Annotated in this window: 14 protein-coding genes; 8 read left to right on the top strand and 6 right to left on the bottom strand. The window is 55.7% G+C overall.

Annotated features, from left to right (window positions below; translation table 11 throughout):
• Window positions 1-526: 526 nt before the first annotated feature.
• The 3 genes from BV390_RS12055 to tamA are packed head-to-tail and all read right to left on the bottom strand — an operon-like array spanning window position 527 to window position 6,380.
• Window positions 527-871 carry a gamma-glutamylcyclotransferase family protein gene (locus tag BV390_RS12055; RefSeq protein ID WP_004857174.1) on the bottom strand — a complete coding sequence of 115 codons (345 nt, stop codon included), beginning with the start codon at window positions 869-871 and terminating at the stop codon, window positions 527-529.
• 2 nt (window positions 872-873) lie between these two features.
• Window positions 874-4,650 carry an autotransporter assembly complex protein TamB gene (gene tamB / locus BV390_RS12050; protein ID WP_046853208.1) on the bottom strand — a complete coding sequence of 1,259 codons (3,777 nt, stop codon included), beginning with the start codon at window positions 4,648-4,650 and terminating at the stop codon, window positions 874-876.
• Window positions 4,647-6,380, bottom strand: a complete 1,734-nt coding sequence (gene tamA, locus BV390_RS12045) for an autotransporter assembly complex protein TamA (protein WP_032689803.1) — start codon at window positions 6,378-6,380, stop codon at window positions 4,647-4,649. Before tamA ends, tamB begins: the two co-directional genes overlap by 4 nt.
• A gap of 209 nt (window positions 6,381-6,589) precedes the next feature.
• Here tamA and msrA point away from each other — a divergent pair, with 209 nt between their 5' ends.
• The 5 genes from msrA to araC all read left to right on the top strand — a co-directional run bounded on the left by msrA (window position 6,590) and on the right by araC (window position 13,106).
• Complete coding sequence (gene msrA, locus BV390_RS12040; RefSeq protein ID WP_032689804.1) at window positions 6,590-7,228, top strand: peptide-methionine (S)-S-oxide reductase MsrA; 639 nt, start codon at window positions 6,590-6,592, stop codon at window positions 7,226-7,228.
• Between the two features lie 172 nt (window positions 7,229-7,400).
• Window positions 7,401-8,744, top strand: a complete 1,344-nt coding sequence (paeA, locus tag BV390_RS12035; protein WP_032689805.1) for a polyamine export protein PaeA — start codon at window positions 7,401-7,403, stop codon at window positions 8,742-8,744.
• A 198-nt stretch (window positions 8,745-8,942) separates the two neighbouring features.
• Window positions 8,943-10,175: an oligosaccharide MFS transporter gene (locus BV390_RS12030; RefSeq protein WP_046853209.1), complete on the top strand. Its 1,233-nt coding sequence runs from the start codon at window positions 8,943-8,945 to the stop codon at window positions 10,173-10,175.
• Window positions 10,176-10,193: 18 nt separating this feature from the next.
• Window positions 10,194-12,203, top strand: a complete 2,010-nt coding sequence (locus BV390_RS12025) for a beta-galactosidase (protein WP_032689807.1) — start codon at window positions 10,194-10,196, stop codon at window positions 12,201-12,203.
• A gap of 30 nt (window positions 12,204-12,233) precedes the next feature.
• Window positions 12,234-13,106 (top strand): arabinose operon transcriptional regulator AraC, encoded by an 873-nt coding sequence (gene araC, locus BV390_RS12020; RefSeq protein ID WP_032689808.1) that lies wholly within the window; start codon window positions 12,234-12,236, stop codon window positions 13,104-13,106.
• A gap of 65 nt (window positions 13,107-13,171) precedes the next feature.
• Here araC and BV390_RS12015 read toward each other — a convergent pair whose 3' ends face one another.
• Window positions 13,172-13,378, bottom strand: coding sequence for a DUF1107 domain-containing protein (locus BV390_RS12015; RefSeq protein WP_004857160.1), 207 nt, complete (start codon window positions 13,376-13,378; stop codon window positions 13,172-13,174).
• 319 nt (window positions 13,379-13,697) lie between these two features.
• Here BV390_RS12015 and BV390_RS12010 point away from each other — a divergent pair, with 319 nt between their 5' ends.
• Window positions 13,698-14,255, top strand: coding sequence for a YtfJ family protein (locus BV390_RS12010; protein ID WP_085396964.1), 558 nt, complete (start codon window positions 13,698-13,700; stop codon window positions 14,253-14,255).
• Here BV390_RS12010 and cysQ read toward each other — a convergent pair.
• Window positions 14,245-14,988: a 3'(2'),5'-bisphosphate nucleotidase CysQ gene (gene cysQ, locus BV390_RS12005; RefSeq protein ID WP_032689810.1), complete on the bottom strand. Its 744-nt coding sequence runs from the start codon at window positions 14,986-14,988 to the stop codon at window positions 14,245-14,247. The genes BV390_RS12010 and cysQ overlap by 11 nt on opposite strands.
• A gap of 189 nt (window positions 14,989-15,177) precedes the next feature.
• On the opposite strand from cysQ, the gene BV390_RS12000 reads away from it, so the two are divergent.
• Window positions 15,178-17,121, top strand: a complete 1,944-nt coding sequence (locus BV390_RS12000; protein WP_085396963.1) for a bifunctional 2',3'-cyclic-nucleotide 2'-phosphodiesterase/3'-nucleotidase — start codon at window positions 15,178-15,180, stop codon at window positions 17,119-17,121.
• A gap of 109 nt (window positions 17,122-17,230) precedes the next feature.
• Here the strand turns inward: BV390_RS12000 and BV390_RS11995 are convergent, their stop codons facing one another.
• Window positions 17,231-17,611: a winged helix-turn-helix transcriptional regulator gene (locus BV390_RS11995; protein WP_133960148.1), complete on the bottom strand. Its 381-nt coding sequence runs from the start codon at window positions 17,609-17,611 to the stop codon at window positions 17,231-17,233.
• 90 nt (window positions 17,612-17,701) lie between these two features.
• On the opposite strand from BV390_RS11995, the gene BV390_RS11990 reads away from it, so the two are divergent.
• Window positions 17,702-18,550 carry an SDR family oxidoreductase gene (locus BV390_RS11990; protein WP_032698318.1) on the top strand — a complete coding sequence of 283 codons (849 nt, stop codon included), beginning with the start codon at window positions 17,702-17,704 and terminating at the stop codon, window positions 18,548-18,550.
• Window positions 18,551-18,567 lie beyond the last annotated feature (17 nt).

The following is an 18,567-nucleotide window of genomic DNA, read 5'->3' as shown; positions in this document are numbered from 1 at the left end:
CCGGGCGGCAGAACCCAAACACCGCACTTGCCCGTAGCCCCGGTCAGCGACGCGCCACCGGGGGACAAACGGTGCCAGTGCCGCAGACCGGCCATCAGCCTTCCAAGGCATCGCTCCGGGCGGCAAAACCAAATACCGCACCCGCCGTAGCCCCGGTCAGCAACGCGCCACCGGGGGACAAACGCTGCCAGTGCCGCAGACCGGCCATCAGTCCCCCAAGGCATCGCTCCGGGCGGCAAACCCAAACACCGCACCCGCCGTAGCCCCGGTCAGCGACGCGCCACCGGGGGACAAACGCTGCCAGTGCCGCAGACCGGCCATCAGCCCCCAAGGCATCGCTCCGGGCGGCAAAACCAAATACCGCACCCGCCGTAGCCCCGGTCAGCAACGCGCCACCGGGGGACAAACGCTGCCAGTGCCGCAGACCTGACCGCCGGTCGTCCGATCAAAGGTTTTTTATGTCTGCCATTGCGGGTGAATGGCAGACATAAAAAAACAACGCCACCCGAAGGTGGCGTTGCCGTGGTTAATACTGGTCTCTGTCTAACCAGTTGCCGTTCTCTATCAGCGTAAAGCCCTCTACGGGGCGCTGATAGACATACATCCATGCGCTGCCATAAGGCGTCTGGATCAGGTGACGTGCGTACTCACCGCCCTTGGTGCGCAGCGCGTCCAGTTCGGCCAGCGTTGATGCGTCAATACGATACACTTCACCATGTACTGTGCCTTCGCCAGGCACCGCGCCTGGATAGTGGCCCAGGCTGTACAGCTGATAATCGTTGACACTATGATCGCCCAGCCACTGAGCGTTGGTCATCCAGTGGCTGTTGCCTTGTTTGCGTCGTAAACTGCCGTAAACAAATATTCGCATTGCTAAAACTCAAACTGATAGAGCAAATCGAGAGCCTGGTCTACGCCAGACACCGCTTCCATATATAGCTTAGGCATCAGGCGATAGCGTAACGTCAACGTCGCCAGGGAATCAAAGATCCCTACCCCATATTTTACCTGCAGACCTGGCAGTACATAGCCGCTGACCACCACCTGGGAGGAGTCGCCCACTCCCTCGGTATCCAGCGCCAGATTGCTTACGCCAAACGTCTCGCCGATTTTACCCACAACCTGACCACTTTGTGCAACCCCCATACCAATAAGCATTGACGTCATTGCGGCACTATCGCTCTGTCCGCTGCTTAAACCCTGCCCTCGCAGCAGGTAAGAAAGCGCTTCTTGCTGCGACATGACCGGGTCAGAGAAAATCTCCGCTTTCGGCTGATCGGCCGAGCCGGTGACGCGAACGCCAGCGATCACGTCGTCTTCTGTCGCATCCGGGTTGCGAATTGCTTCGATATTCAACAACGGCTGATCCGGTGGACCGGAGAACAGCAGCTCGCCTTTACGTACGATCAGGTCCTGACCGTAGGCATGGAAGCGACCTTCCGGGATATTAATCTGCCCGTTCAGTCCCAGCCCCTGTTTATCCTGAGCCACTTTCAAATCGCCGGTCAGACGCGCTTTCAGGCCGAAGGCGCTCAGACGAACGTTGTTACCAACGTGAATCGTCAGGTTGCTGTTGATGGGAATACCGGCGCTCTGCTGCTTAATCGGCTGCAGATTTTTATCCAGCATCACTTCGTCAGACGAGACCCCAACGGCACTTTCCGGCACATCGTTGACGACGATACGCGCCCACGGAACGTCAACGCTGCCATCAAGGCTAAACAAGCTCGGGGTAGCGGTAAAGACCACATCCGGCGAAACATCCAGCCTTACCATCGGCGGCACGGTAATACGAACCCGGCTGCCTTTGGCCGCCACCTGCGCGCGCCAGTTGTCAATCTGGGTCCAGTCGGCGTTACCGCTCAGACTGATTTGGCCCTGTTTGGTATTCACGGTGCCCTGCAGCGTTGAGCGGGTGCCGTTGAAGTTCATCACCAGCTGGCTCGGCTGCATATCAAACGGCATAAAGTTACCGTCAATATCGATACCGCCCAACTGCATCTGGCCAAACAGCTGCGGGCTTTGCAGATCGCCGCCGAGGCGCAGGTTCGCATTGAGCTTCCCTTCCGCCTTCTCGCCGCGGGCGAAGATCGGGTTAATCATCGCCAGCGAGAAGTTGTTGATATTCACATTACCGCCGAGGTTGCGGCGCCCCTGCGGGTCGGTAATCTGCACCTGCCCGTCCAGCTGACCGTTGTTGGTCAGGCGAATCAGCCAACCGAGCTGCGCACGGTTGTTATGCAGCTCCGCCGTCAGGTTCAACGTATCGAAGGCCACCGGCAGCGGCGCATCGTTGACCATCTGGGTGACTTTGACATTGCGACCGTTCAGCGTCAATTTACCCTGCGGCAGCCCCTCTTTGGTGGTGTCCCAGCTGACATCCGCATTGCCGCTGAATACGCCGCTGGCCTGGGTCGCCTCCGGCATAAACGGCTTCAGCATCGCCAGATCAAAGCGGTTCAGATTCACCACTGCCCGTCCGCTGGCGCCGGCATCGATGGTCTGCGGCACGCACAGCTCGGCGTTCGGGTTAGTCCAGCAGTGTGGCCCGATACTGATTTTTTGTTCGCGATTACGGTAATCCAGCGCAATGTTGCGCGTCAGGGAAACCGGCCCTACCGGCGTCTGGAAGCGGGTATTGCTCAGCGTCCCTTTCCAGCGCTCCTCTTTACGATCGAAGCTCCCCGCCAGCGACAGCTGTCCGGAAACCGGATCGCCCTGCACTTTCAGCTGCAGGTCGTGTTGCTTCTCGTTCCCTTTGGCATTCAGCTGCACCAGGCTGATATTGACGCCCGGCTGGCTGATTCGGTCGACGCGCACATCAAGATTGCCGCCGATCTGGTCGCTGGACTTCACGTCACCCTTGACGTTGACCTGAGCGACGGTCAACTCCTGCCAGCGCAGCGCACGCGCGGTGATATCCGCCAGCAGCTGCGGCGCATCAACGGTGCCACGCACCTTCAACAGCCCTTTCGCCGTGCCGCCCAGCCCCGGCAACGCATTGTCCAGATTGGGGGCATCGATGGTGGCGTCCAGGTTCAGGTCTTTAACCCCCAGTTCTCCCTTCACCTCGGCGCTGTTCTTACCCAACGCCAGGTGCAGACCGGGGATTTTCCACTGCATGTAGCTGTTACCCTGCAGTGAGCCGCTGACATCAACCTTGTTCTGCTTAACGTTACCGGTGATTTTCAGCTCCGGTACCGACATCTGCCAGCTCCCGCCGTACAGGCTACCCTGAGTTTTAATCATCCCGTTTAGCTTCGACGGCCAGTCCGGTACCTCTTTGGCGGTGTTGATGCCGTCGAGCGTTAGCTCGCCGCGCCAGCTGATAGCCTGCTGCCAGTCCAGCAGCGCTTTCAGTTCGGTTTTCCCCTCCAGCGCCGCAACGGTCAGCTTATCGAGGTTCACCTGCCGTTCGTTCCCTTTAGCATTGAGGGTGATTTTCGCCGGCGGCAGCGATTGCCCCTTCACCGCGGTACTGAACGCCATGGTGTAGTCGGTCATCTTGCCATTAAATTTCAGCAGTACATCGTCGGCCTGGAACTGTTTTTCGCCGCTGAACGGCCAGTACAGCTGTTTACTCTTCAGTTCCATATTCAGCGGCAGTCCGGCTTCCGCCAGCTGGGCATCGGCACGTAGCGTCATCGCCACGGAACCGGCTAAATCCACGCCGATCTGCAGCTTTTTACGCATTTCGCCGCCGACGGTCAGCTTCACCTTTTCGCCTTTCAGCGGATCGATGTTCAGCGTACTGTTGAGGGTGATGTCTACCGGCCAGTTATCCTGCAGTTGCGCGGTGCCTGCGGCATTGATCTTGCCCTGATCGGAATCGATATCCAGCGTATCCAGCTTCATGTGCCCGTCGATGCTGCTGACTTTCAGCAGCATGCTGTAGACGGTCATGTCGGTATCGCCAGTGACGCGCAGCTGCTCGCCGCGGAACGACTGGATATTCAGGTTTAACGGCAGATGAACGTCGGTCATCTCCGGCAGCACCGGCTGGGAGAACAACGCTTTCATCGTCTCGCCGAGCGGTTTTTCTTCCGGCTTCGGATGGTCTATCTTCGGTTCAACCACCTGCTCCTGCGCCACTTTCGCCACTTTCGGCAACGCGATAAGCAGCCCCTGCAGCGAGGTTGGCGTCAGGGTCAGATTCTTCTCCTGCCAGTTCAGGCCGGTGGAGAAGTCCCGCACCGAAACGGCGGTATTATCAATTTTGACATTCACGTTTTGCAGCGCGATGCGGCTCAGCGTAACAGGGTACGGCGTCGAAAGATTCAGCGGCCCCGTGTCCTCTTCTTCTACCGGCGCAGAAGGCGGCATCTTACTGGTGTCGATCGCCACGTAGATATCGCGCAGCGAAATATCGTTCACGCACAGGCTGCTATCCCACAGGCACTGTAGCTTGACCGCCAGATGGAACTGACCGGCCGTAACCGCGACGCCCGGCTGGGCAAAGCGCACGTTTTGCAGCGTCAGGTCACGCCAGCCGCCGGTCACCTTGCCGATTTCCAGACCCGGGACCCAGCGGTCCGCCGCCTTCAGTACCAGATGCAGGCCGCTGGTCGTGCCGACCAGGAACGCGACCGTCCCCAGTAGCAGAACCAAAAAGATCAGTACCCCGAGGCTTATCTTCTTCCATAAACTCATAATTCAGGCCCCAGACCGATGTAAAACTGTAAACCGTGTTCGTCTTTATCGCCGACCGGCGCGGCAATATCCAGCTTGATCGGGCCAACCGGCGACTGCCAGCGCACGCCGACGCCGGCGCCGGTTTTAAAATCGCTTTTGCGGATGTCGCTCACCGCTTCGCCGCTGTCGACGAAGACTGCGCCCCACCATTTTCCGCTGACGTTGTACTGATACTCCAGCGAACCTGTCGCCAGCTTCGAGGCCCCCATCAGTTTGCCATCGTCATCCTTCGGTGAGATCGATTTGTATTTATAGCCGCGAATACTGCGGTCGCCACCGGCGAAGAAACGCAGATCCGGCGGGACTTTGTTGAAGTCATCGGCTTCAATCCAGCCGAGGTTGCCGCGCACCACAAAGCGATGGCGGTCGTAGAGCGTGCGGATCCATACATCCTGCGCCTGGGCGACGATGAAGTTAATATCCGAGCCCCACATGGTGTTGGAGTAGTCCAGCGAATAGCGCTGGGAGTCGCCCCAGGTCGGCATCAGCCCCCCCCGGGAGCGGGTACGGTTTACCGACACCCCGGGATAGATAAGCATCGTGGTGTTAGTGACGTTGGCCTGGGTAAAGTGGTCAAGGCTCCAGCGCAGATTCAGCGCGCGCTGCCAGCCGCTCGACATTTCCCAAAAACGTGATACCGCAAGGGTCGTTGAGTCGGCTTTCGTATCATTGAGGTCCGTACGCTTAAAACCGCCCTGCATCAGGTAGTATTGCTCCAGCGGGCTTTTTAACAGCGGCACCTTATAGCTGAAATCAAGCTGCTGTTCAGGGGCGGAGAGGCTGAGGCTGGAAGTCAGGCTATGCCCGTAGGAGTTCATCCACGGCTTTTTCCACGTCCCTTTGACGCGCGGCCCGACATCGGTTGAGTAGCCGACCCCGGTTTCCACGGTATTCTCTTTACGCGGGGAGACCACGCCCTGCAAAGGCAGAACTTTGGTCTGGCGGGACTTTTCAAACTGCGGCGCCACTACGACGGAGCTGAACCAGCCGGTTGCCGCCAGGCGGCGGTTAAGTTCGGCGAGATCCTGCGAGGTGTAGTAGTCGCCCTGCTTGAACGGTACCAGGTTTTGCAGATATTCATCGCGAATTTGCGAGCCTTCAAAAGTGACCGGACCAAAGCGGTAGCGCTCGCCGCTGTTGTAGTCGATATCCCAGAAGGCCTGATGACGCTCGAGAGAAACCCCAAGTTGGCTTTTGATGAATTCGCTGTCAAAGTAGCCCTTACGCAGCGCAACGTGGGTGAGCGAGCTCTTGAAGCTGTCATAATCGCCATGATCCAGGACGGTGCCGATAGCCGGGCGCTTTTTTAACAAATCCAGATAGTCACGGTCGGTGCGCGCACCGCCTCGCAGGATGACTTCCGTGCCGCCAATACGTACCGGTTCACCTGGCGTGACTTTGGCAATCAGCACCTGCCGGCCTTTTTTCGGCGGCGGACGGAGGTCGAAAACGATTGTCGGTTCGTAGTATCCCAGGGCCTTCAACCCTTCGCGAATCGCATCATCGACGCGCGCACGAAAGCGGCGATCCGGCGTCACTTCGTCGCTCTGGATCGTAGAAAGTTGAGCTCGGACGTTTTTTTCCAGCTCTCCGGATAACCCCTCAACCTGCAAACGCACGCTCGCGGCGCTAGCGACCCCGCTGACCAGCAAAAGGCTGGTGATACATAACTGGCGGATTTGTAGCACGTTTTCTCCTGAATATCCTTGTTTCCCCCCGAAGGAAACGAAAGCGCCGTTCCACGGCTTAATAAAACCCCAACAACTTAGGGTTGAAAAAGAAACGCTAAACCAAATAATTCTTATGTTTAAATCTAGACGTATCGGGCATGTTTATTGTGTAAAAAGACACGCTTCGTTACAACCTTAACCACGACTTATGTTTTGAGAGGCCAACCGTGAGTCTATTTGATAAAACGCATCTTGTCGCCCAGGCGGATGCGCTGCCAGGACGCAACACCCCTATGCCAGTGGCAACACTCCACGCTGTCAATGGCCACTCCATGACCAATGTCCCGGACGGGATGGAAGTTGCCCTGTTCGCGATGGGCTGTTTCTGGGGCGTTGAGCGTCTGTTCTGGCAGTTGCCTGGCGTCTACAGCACCGCAGCGGGCTATACCGGCGGCTATACGCCGAACCCGACCTACCGTGAAGTCTGTACCGGTGACACCGGCCATGCCGAAGCCGTACGCATTGTGTACGATCCGCAGGTCATCAGCTACGCGCAGCTGCTGCAGGTTTTCTGGGAGAACCACGATCCGGCCCAGGGTATGCAGCAGGGCAATGACCATGGCACCCAGTATCGCTCCGCCATCTATCCGCTGACTCCAGAGCAGGATGAGGCGGCGAAGGCCAGTCTGGCACGTTTCCAGGCCGCAATGCGCGACGCCAACGACACGCGCGCAATTACTACGGAAATTGCTCCGGCGAAGCCGTTTTACTACGCCGAGGACGATCATCAGCAGTACCTGCACAAAAATCCGTACGGCTACTGCGGTATCGGAGGCATTGGCGTCTGTCTGCCCCCACAGGCATAATAGCGTTTATCACTGAGGTGAATAATTAACGCTCTGGCGGCTTTACAGTCGCTTACGCTATACTACCCTGTGTTATAGCCGGTCCAGAGCCTTCGGACCGGTTTTTTATGTATTCCACTATAGAGTTATCAACTTCCCTTCCGAGGATCTGGCCTCAACGGCTGGATAAACTATGTTAAATAGTATTTTAGTTATTCTTTGTCTGATCGCTGTCAGTGCGTTTTTTTCGATATCGGAGATCTCGCTGGCAGCTTCACGTAAGATCAAACTCAAACTGCTGGCCGATGACGGCAACGTGAACGCCCAACGCGTTCTCAAAATGCAGGAAAACCCGGGCACATTCTTTACCGTCGTACAGATCGGCCTCAACGCCGTCGCCATTCTTGGTGGTATCGTCGGTGATGCGGCATTCTCGCCGGCGTTTCACAGCCTGCTGAGCCAGTACATGTCAGCTGAGCTTTCAGAGCAATTGAGCTTTATCATCTCCTTTACCCTGGTCACCAGCCTGTTCATTCTGTTCGCTGACCTGACCCCGAAACGCATCGGTATGATTGCGCCAGAAGCCGTTGCTTTGCGTATCATCAACCCGATGCGCTTCTGCCTGCTGGTCTTCCGCCCGCTGGTGTGGCTGTTCAACGGCATGGCTAACAACATCTTCCGCCTGTTCAAAATACCGATGGTGCGTAAAGACGATATTACTTCCGACGACATTTACGCCGTGGTAGAAGCCGGCGCGCTGGCCGGGGTGCTGCGTAAGCAGGAACATGAGCTGATTGAGAACGTTTTCGAGCTGGAGTCGCGTACCGTTCCGTCGTCTATGACCTCGCGTGAAAATATCATCTGGTTCGATCTGCACGAAGACGAGCAGAGCCTGAAGAACAAGGTGGCGGAACACCCGCACTCCAAATTCCTGGTCTGTAACGAAGATATCGACCACATCATCGGCTACGTGGACTCTAAAGATCTGCTTAATCGCGTGCTGGCGAACCAAAGCCTGGTGCTGACCGGCGGCGTACAGATTCGCAATACGTTGATTGTTCCGGATACGCTGACGCTCTCTGAAGCGCTGGAAAGCTTTAAAACCGCCGGGGAAGACTTCGCGGTGATCATGAACGAATATGCGCTGGTGGTGGGGATTATCACCCTCAACGACGTCATGACTACTCTGATGGGCGATCTGGTCGGTCAGGGACTGGAGGAGCAAATTGTCGCTCGCGATGAGAACTCATGGCTGATTGATGGCGGTACGCCGATTGACGACGTCATGCGCGTGCTGGATATCGACGAATTCCCGCAGTCCGGCAACTACGAGACCATCGGCGGCTTTATGATGTTTATGCTGCGTAAGATCCCGAAACGCACCGATGCGGTGAAATTCTCCGGCTATAAATTCGAGGTGGTGGATATCGACAACTACCGGATTGACCAGCTGCTGGTAACCCGCATCGACAACAAACCGACCGTGCTGGTACCGAAACAGCCGGACGCCGTGAATAGCGATAAAGAGCCGGCGTAAATTATTGGGTCGAACATAAAAGGCGGATGAAAACTCCGCCTTTTTTATTGCCCGAATGTGAGGCGGCTCACGCCCCTCAGGCGATAGCAGATTTTTACTGTTCCATAGCGAAACTTTCATGACTCCCCTCCGCGCAAAAAGGTAACTTTGCTCGCGTCTACACGATCATATTCCTGTTCAACGGGAGCGAGGATTACCATGATTGAATCAAATAAGAATTACTATATAAGCTGTCTGTTCTTCCTGTTCTTCTTTATTGGCTGGGGATGCTGCTATCCTTATTTATCACTGTGGTTAACGGAAACCATCGGCATTAATTACACTGATGTCGGCCTGGTTTATTCCTTTACTGCGATTATTGCCGTTTGCGTTCAGCCATTATTCGGTTTCATCTCCGACAAACTGGTCTATCGTAAAAACCTCATGTGGCTGCTGGCAATTATTATCACTTTATTTGCCCCCTACTGGATTTACGTCTTTGCGCCATTATTAAAAATTAACGTTTTTCTCGGGGCGCTGGCCGGCGGCATCTATATTGGTATGGCCTATGGCGCTGGTTGCGGTATTTGCGAAGCCTATATTGATAAAGTCAGCCGCGCTTCCGGGTTTGAGTTTGGTCGCGCCAGAATGTTTGGCGGTATTGGCGCGGCTATCGGTACCTTTGCGGCAGGTAAGCTCTACGGGATCGATCAGAATATGATTTTCTGGTTGGCCAGCTGCGCGGGAGTTTGCCTGCTGGTGATTGTCTGGAAAATGCAGATTAGCGCGGATAAACAGGGCGTGATGCCGGGCGGGAAAGCTTCGCCGGTCACCTTAAGCGACGCCACATCGCTGCTGAAAATGAAGAAATTCTGGTTCTTCGCCATCTATATGATTGGCGTCGGCGCGGTATATGAAACCTACGACCAGCAGTTCGCTATCTATTACAGCCACTTCTTTGAGAGCAAAGCGCGCGGCGCGGAGGTCTTCGGCTATTTAACCACTGGTCAGATTTTCCTTGATGCGGTCGTGATGTTTTTTGCCCCATGGTTCGTGAATAAAATCGGCCCGAAAAATGCTCTGCTGTACTGCGGGATGATTATGAGCCTGCGCATTATCGGTTCTGCCTGGGCAGTGGGGCCGGTATCCATTAGCCTGATTAAACTACTGCACGGTTTTGAAAGCTCGGTGCTGCTGGTTGCAGCATTAAAATATATCTTCGCCAATTTCAACCCGATGCTTTCCGCCACCGTTTACTTAATTGGCTTCCAGTTCTCTAAAAGCTTTAGCTCTATTTTTCTTTCTACCGGCATCGGCCATATGTACCAGAGCATGGGCTTTACCAGCAGCTATATCGTTCTCGGCAGTATCGCCCTGTGCTTTACGCTGATTTCATTTATTACGCTGGACAAAGCGCGCACTTTTTCCCCGCAGCCGGCACCCGTGCATTAATTCAAGGAGGTAACCTGTATGTCTGATTTATTTTATGGCGTGGCGTATTACGATGAATATATGCCGGAAGACCGGTTAGCGAAAGATATCGCCTTAATGCGCGAAACGGGCATTAACGTGGTGCGGATTGCCGAATCGACCTGGAGTACGCTGGAGCCTCAGGAAGGCGAGTATAACTTCTACCATATCGACCGGGTGCTGGACGCTATGCATGAAGCGGGGATCGCAGTGATTATCGGCACGCCGACTTACGCCGTCCCGGCCTGGCTGGCGGCTAAACATCCGGACATTCTGGTCACCACCGTCGACGGACAGCAAAAATATGGTCCGCGGCAAATCATGGATATCGTCAACCCGACCTTTCGCCGCTACGCCGAAAAGATTATCCGCACTCTGATGGCGCACGTGCAGCACCATCCGGCGATTATTGGCTGGCAGCTGGATAACGAAACCAAGCATTACGATAATATCGGCCGCTATATGCAGGAAGGTTTTGTGCGCAGCCTGCGGGAACAATATCCCGATCTCGCCCGGTTGAATAAAGATTTTGGTCTGGACTACTGGAGCAACCGCATCGATAGCTGGCAGGATTTTCCACCGGTCGAAAATACCATTAACGCCAGCCTCGCCTGCGCGTTCTCCCGCTACCAGCGCCAGCAGGTGACCGAGTACCTCGCCTGGCAGGCGGACATCGTGCGTGAATATGCCCAGCCGCATCAGTTCGTCACCCACAACTTCGATTTTGAATGGCGCGGCTACTCCTATGGCGTGCAGCCGCGAGTCGACCATTTTGCGGCGGCGCAGGCGCTGGATATTGCCGGTGTCGATATCTATCACCCGAGTCAGAAGCACCTGACCGGGCGGGAAATCGCCTTTGGCGGCGCCATTACCCGTTCGCTCAGGCAGGGTAAGAACTACTTCGTACTGGAAACCCAGGCGCAGGGCTTCGCCCAGTGGACGCCTTTCCCGGGACAGCTGCGTCTGCAGGCCTTTAGCCACGTGGCCTCAGGTGCGGCGATGGTCTCCTACTGGCACTGGCATTCGATTCATAACTCGTTCGAGACCTACTGGAAGGGGCTGTTAAGCCACGACTTCTCGCGCAATGCGACCTGGCAGGAGGCGACCACTATCGGGGCTGACTTCGCCCGCCTGTCGCCGCAGCTGGCGGAGCTGAAAGCAGAAAACGACGTCGCGCTGCTGGTGAGCAATGAAGCAATGGACGCCCTCAATCAGTTCCGCCCCGGCGATACGCAGGGCAATATTTATAACGATATTTTTCGCCGCTTCCACGATGCGCTGTACGACCACAATATCAGTGTCGATATTATCCATGATGTTAATGAGGAAACCTCGCGCTACCGCGCGCTGATCGTGCCCGGACTTTACGCCGCTGATGATGGCCTGCTTACGCGCATCAATCGCTATATTGAACAAGGCGGCAGAGCGCTGATCGGCTTTAAATCGGGCTTTAGCGATGAAAACGTCAAGGTGCGAACCGGCGCCCAGCCGGGGATTTTGCGCGAGAGCTGCGGCGTGAGCTACAGCCAGTTCACCCTGCCGGAGGAGACCACGGTAAGTTCATGCCGCGCAGACATTGATTGCAGTAAAGACAATCAGGCCGAACTGTGGATGGAGCTGCTGACGCCGGACTCCACTACCCGCACGCTGCTGCGCTATCAGCATCCGGCATGGAGCGAATATGCCGCCGCTACCGACGCAGATTACGGCCAGGGGCGGGCGATTTACGTAGGCTTCCTGCCGCAGAAAACGCTGGTTAGTCAGCTATTTGACGTCCTCACCTCTGGCCTGGATCTGCGCTCGCGCACGTCGGCGTACCGCTATCCGCTGGTGGTTAAACAGATGCGCAACCGTGACGGCAACCGCATCCACTTCCTGTTCAACTACTCCGGCGAACCGCTGGAGTTCATCAGCGAGACATCAGGCAACGCGCTGTTGAGCGGGGATGAGGTAAGCTGCGGCCAGCCGTTGCGTCTCAAGGCATGGGAATTTAGTATCATCGAAAGTTAACCGGACAGCGGCGTTCAGGCGGGAGAAACGATGGAACTGGATATCAATGAGCTACTGAACTTCTCGCCATTGATGAAGACCTTTACCTTCAACGCCTGGGTCGTCGCCGGCTTTACCCCCATCACCCGCGGGTCAAAGCTGGACTACTACATTAACCGCCCGCAGGGGATGAAAGGTTACATCATCAATCTGACTCTGCGCGGCCAGGCGCGCGCGAAAGCGGGCGATGGCTCCCTTCTGTTTCGTGCAAACGATCTGCTGCTCTTCCCGCCCGGCGTTCCCCACCATTACGGGCGGGATGAACACAGCGAGCACTGGGATCATTTATGGATCTACTTTATCCCCCGCCCCTACTGGATAGACTGGCTGAAATGGGATCAAACGAGCCACGGCATTGGCAAAACAACGGTCAACGATCCTGAACAGTTGCAAAATCTGCGCGATCTTTTCTATGAAGTCATCCGCCATCATTCCGCTTCCGCCCCGCTTTCTGAAGCGCTGGCGATGAATGCGCTGGAGCGCCTGATCCTGAGCTGCTTTCAGCGACAGCCGATCAGCAATCGCCACGCTCACGATCCGCGGATTAACGCCATATGTGACTATCTTAACGAGCATATTGCTCAGGAGATTAAAATTGAAAACCTGGCAGCGATGGTTTTTATCTCGCCTTCACGGCTGGCGCATCTGTTCAAAAATGAGCTGGGGCAAACGGTATACGCCTGGCGCGAGGCGCAACGCATTAACCGCGCGCGATGGCTGATCCAGAGTACTTCCTTGCCGCTTAACAAAATCGCCCTGTCGGTCGGTTACGCAGACCCGGTCTATTTCACGCGTATTTTCCGCAAACACAACGGCATTCCGCCGGGCGAGTACCGTAAACGCTATGCGGAAATGAAGGGGTAGGCCAGAAACATCAACGGCTCCATCAGGAGCCGTTTTTTTACCGCATAGCTATATCGTTATTCAGGTTAAGCCATCTCTGTTTGCAGACGCAGAACCTGACGATTGACTTCAGACATCACAGACAAATGCTGCTTGTCTTTAACCTTCGGGATAAGGATTTTGCCCTTATCAAACTCAAAAGCGCCAACATCCTTGATGTATAACCGTCCACGGAACAGGATCTTCACGTACTTCGCCACTTGTAGCGGATTGTAGCGTTGGAAAATTTTCATTGTTGTCTCCTGCCAGGGTTACGCTCTTGTGGTGCCACACTTGGCCCACGATTCGGGAGCGCAAATTTTAATGCCCTGAAACTATAGTCCAGAACTTCTGTAATACCCAGCATGCATAAGTTTATTTACCTTTTGATGACAATAATTAAGAACTTTCTTTTCAAACATACGTAGAAGTTAGTATAAGTCGCCGATTTCCTTCGAATATGTGCGTTAACACGCAAACTGGCACCCTGATTGCGTGTAATGCCGGGGAATCGCACTTATGCTTAAACGAGACCAAGTGGTCGGATCACCTGCATAAAAATAAGGACTCATCATGACCCTACGTAAGCTACTGGCGGTTTCCTGCCTCCTGTTCCCGCTGATGGCCTCAGCGCATAATTTTGTCGATGGCCAGCACGTCGCGCCGGTTGGCATTGCCGACCGGGGAGAATTAATTCTGGATAATGATAAGTTTAGCTATAAAAACTGGAATAGCTCGCAGCTGGCAGGAAAAGTTCGCGTGGTGCAGCACATCGCCGGACGCACGTCGGCAAAAGAGAAAAATGCCACTCTGATAGAGGCAATTAAGGCCGCCAAATTCCCGCACGACCGTTACCAGACCACCACCATCGTGAATACCGATGACGCCATTCCGGGTTCCGGCATGTTCGTACGTAGCAGCATTGAGAGCAACAAACAGCTCTACCCCTGGTCGCAGTTTATTGTCGACAGCAACGGCCTGGCCCGTAAAGCCTGGCAGCTGCAGGAGGAGAGTTCAGCGATTGTGGTGCTGGATAAAGACGGTCGCGTTCAGTGGGCCAAAGATGGCGCGCTCACGCAGGATGAAGTGCAGCAGGTGGTCGCCCTGCTGCACAAACTGCTTAGTAAATAGAGACCCGGAAGCCGGGGTTCAGGAAAGATTCACGCGGGGTATAGTCCAGAGTACGCCCCTGCCAGTCGTGAACGTGCGCCCCGGCAGCTACCGCAACGGCATGGCCAGCGGCGGTATCCCAGGTGCTGGTCGGCCCAAAGCGCGGATAAAGCTGGGCCTGACCTTCCGCCACCAGGCAGAATTTCAGCGACGAACCGATCGAGGTGGTCTGATGCTCGCCAATATGTTCCAGGTACTCCTGCAGTTCCGGATCGTTGCCGTGGGAGCGACTGATAACCACCAGCGGCGGTCGGGCATCCCGCACCTGAATCTGCTTGCGCATGCCGCATTCCTCTTTCCACGCCTTTCCGCCTTCTGCGCTATACAGCACCTTTAAGACCGGCGCGTAAACCACGCCAAGGACCGGTTTTCCTTTTTCAATCAAGGCAATATTGACGGTAAATTCACCGTTACGTTTAATAAATTCTTTGGTGCCGTCCAGCGGATCCACCAGCCAGTAGCGTTGCCAGTGCTGCCGCACCTCCCATCCGGGGGGATCTTCTTCAGAGAGCACCGGGATATCGGGCGTCAGCGCCAGCAGGCCGTGCATAATCACCTTGTGCGCGGCGAGGTCTGCCGCGGTGACCGGAGAATCATCCTTCTTGCTGGCAACGTCCATCGGCTGCTTTCCATCATAGACTTCCATGATGGCATCACCTGCAATCCGTGCAAGTTGACATACTTGTTCTAACATTCTCCACCTCATCTGGTTACAGTGGCGTTAACTCGTTGTTTTAGTTATATCGCATCGCTGCGAGTTCCGCTATCTGTGATAACGATGGCGGTTTCATGAGCCAGTTTTCGGCATGATTCACATTTCTGTAAGCAACAGGATGTACATACATTTTCTTCTGTGTCATTGCTCATAAAAAGGACGCCTCTGATGATTAAGTTTAGCGCAACGTTACTGGCCACGCTGATTGCCGCCAGCGTGAACGCCGCGACGGTCGATTTGCGAATTATGGAAACCACCGATTTGCACAGCAATATGATGGATTTCGACTACTACAAAGACGCCGCAACGGAAAAATTTGGCCTCGTGCGCACCGCTACGCTGATTGAAAAAGCTCGCCAGGAAGTCAAAAACAGCGTGCTGGTCGATAACGGCGATGTCATTCAGGGAAGTCCGCTGGGTGACTATATGGCTGCCAAAGGGCTCAACAGCGGTGATGTCCACCCGGTGTATAAGGCGATGAATACGCTGGATTACGCGGTAGGTAACCTCGGCAATCACGAGTTCAACTACGGCCTTGAGTTCCTGCACAAGGCGCTCGCCGGGGCGAAATTTCCCTACGTAAACGCCAATATTATCGATACCAAAACCGGTAAACCGATGTTTACGCCGTATCTGATTAAAGAGACGACGGTGCAGGATCGCGACGGCAAAACGCAGACGCTGCGTATCGGCTATATCGGTTTTGTGCCGCCGCAAATCATGACCTGGGATAAAGCCAATCTCAGCGGCAAAGTGACCGTCAACGATATCACTGAAACCGCGCGTCAGTATGTGCCGGAAATGCGTGAAAAAGGCGCAGATGTGGTGGTGGTGGTCGCACATTCGGGACTATCTGCCGATCCTTACCACGCGATGGCGGAAAATTCGGTGTACTACCTCAGCCAGGTGCCCGGCGTGGATGCCATTATGTTCGGCCACGCCCATGCGGTGTTCCCGGGGAAAGATTTTGCCGGCATTCAGGGTGCGGATATCGACAAAGGCACCCTGAACGGCATCCCGGCCGTGATGCCCGGTATGTGGGGTGACCACCTTGGCGTTGTCGATCTGGTGCTGAATAACGATGCCGGTCAATGGCGGGTCGCTCAGGCCAAAGCCGAGGCGCGCCCTGTCTATGACGCCGTGGCGAAAAAATCCCTGGCGGCGGAAGATACGCGGCTGGTGCAGGTACTGAAAGCCGATCATGACGCCACCCGCGAGTTCGTCAGCCAGCCCATCGGCCAGTCTTCAGACAACATGTACAGCTACCTGGCGCTGGTCCAGGACGACCCCACCGTGCAGGTCGTGAACATGGCGCAGAAGGCCTATGTTGAACACTTTATCCAGGGCGACCCGGATCTGGCGAAGCTGCCGGTGCTTTCCGCCGCCGCGCCGTTTAAAGTCGGCGGCCGTAAAAACGACCCTGCCAGCTTCGTTGAGGTGGAAAAAGGCCAGCTCACCTTCCGCAATGCCGCCGACCTGTATCTCTATCCCAATACCCTGGTGGTGATGAAGGTGAGCGGTAAAGAGGTGAAAGAGTGGCTGGAGTGCTCCGCCGGGCAGTTTAATCAGATTGACCCCAGCAGCAGCAAACCGCAGTCGTTAATCAACTGGGACGGTTTCCGTACCTACAACTTTGATGTGATTGACGGCGTAAACTACCAGATTGACATCACCCAGCCGGCGCGCTACGACGGCGAGTGTCAGATGATTCACCCGCAGGCAGAACGAATTAAGGATCTGACCTTTAACGGTAAACCTGTTGACCCCAAAGCCACCTTCCTCGTCACCACCAATAACTACCGCGCCTACGGCGGTAAATTTGCCGGAACCGGCGATAGCCACATTGCTTTTGCCTCCCCGGACGAGAACCGTTCGGTACTGGCGGCATGGATCGGCGCAGAGTCGAAAAAAGCGGGCGCTATCCACCCGGCCGCCGACAACAACTGGCGGCTGGCCCCGATTCATAGCCCAGCGCCGCTGGATATCCGCTTTGAAACCTCTCCGGGTGCAAAAGCCGCGGCATTTATTAAAGAGAAAGCGCAGTACCCGATGCATCAGGTCGCTACCGACGATATCGGTTTTGCGATTTACCAGCTGGATTTGAGTCAATAACGAATTGCACTTCCCGCTCGCGCTGCGCTTAGCGGGGCGACAAAGCAGGAATACAACGCGCGGCGACAGGCCGGATCAGCGACTGCCGCCGCGATCCGGGCTTCTCCGGTCAGGCAACGTCCTGCTCGTGGTTTGCCAGAATCACGGGCAGATTCAGCTCAATCCAGTCGGCCAGCGCCGCCACTTTCTCACTGACCTGTTCACCGAGCGGGGTCAGACTATACTCTACGTGCGGCGGTACCACCGGATACGAAACCCGGTTGATAAAGCCATCCTGCTCCAGCGCCTGCAGCGACTGTGCCAGCATCTTTTCACTGACGCCGCCCATCTTGCGGCGTAAATCGCTGAAGCGATGGGTTCCCGTACGCAGAGCGATCAGGATTAACACTCCCCAGCGGCTGGTCACATGTTTCAGCACGTCACGTGACGGGCACTCTTCCGCAAACAGATTACCGTCGCGCATCTGTTCGCTTAGCGTCGGATTCGCCATTTTCATACTTACCTTTTTGTACGTACTTACTAAAAGTTAGTTAAGGTGTTAGCTTATCACAACTGTCACGCAACACGAAGGAGAATACTGATGATCGCGATTACCGGCGCCACCGGCCAGCTTGGCCACCTCGTCCTACAAAATCTGTTAAAAACCACGGCCGCCAGCCAGATTGTGGCCATTGTGCGTAACCCGGCAAAAGCCGAAGCGCTGAGCCAGCAGGGTATTGTGGTTCGCCAGGCCGATTATACCGACGAAGCGGCATTGACCGCCGCGCTGCAGGGCGTGGATAAACTGCTGCTGATCTCCTCCAGCGAAGTCGGTCAGCGTACCCCGCAGCACCGTAACGTCATTCATGCCGCCAAAGCCGCCGGGGTAAAATTTATCGCTTACACCAGCCTGCTGCATGCCGATAAATCCCCGCTTGGCCTGCACGTTGAGCATGTTGAAACCGAGAAAATGCTCGCCGAATCCGGTATCCCTTATGCTCTGCTGCGCAACGGCTGGTACACCGAGAACTATCTAGCCAGCGCGCCGCCGGCTCTTGAGCATGGCGTGTTTATCGGTGCTGCTGGTGACGGCAAAATCGCCTCGGCGACCCGCGCCGATTATGCCGAAGCCGCCGCACGCGTTATCGCGCAAGAGGGACATGCCGGGAAAGTGTACGAGCTGGCCGGCGATGAAGCCTGGACCCTGAGCGAACTGGCTGCCGCACTGAGCAAGCAGAGCGGTAAAAACGTGGTGTATCAGAACCTGAGCGAAGCCGATTTCGCCGCTGCGCTGAAGAGCGTCGGCCTGCCGGCAGGGCTGGCGGATATGCTCGCCGACTCCGATATCGGCGCGTCTAAAGGCGGTCTGTTTGACGACAGCCGTACCCTGAGCGCGTTGATTGGTCGCCCGACGACGCCGCTGGCTGAGAGCATCAAAGGCATTCTGTAACGGTTACAAAAAGGTTA

It is taken from the genome of Klebsiella sp. YJ (assembly GCF_002108615.1).
In the GTDB taxonomy this organism is placed as follows: Bacteria; Pseudomonadota; Gammaproteobacteria; order Enterobacterales; family Enterobacteriaceae; genus Klebsiella; species Klebsiella planticola.
The sequence above is the reverse complement of the archived record's forward strand: the minus strand, read 5'-3'. Positions and strand labels throughout refer to the sequence as shown.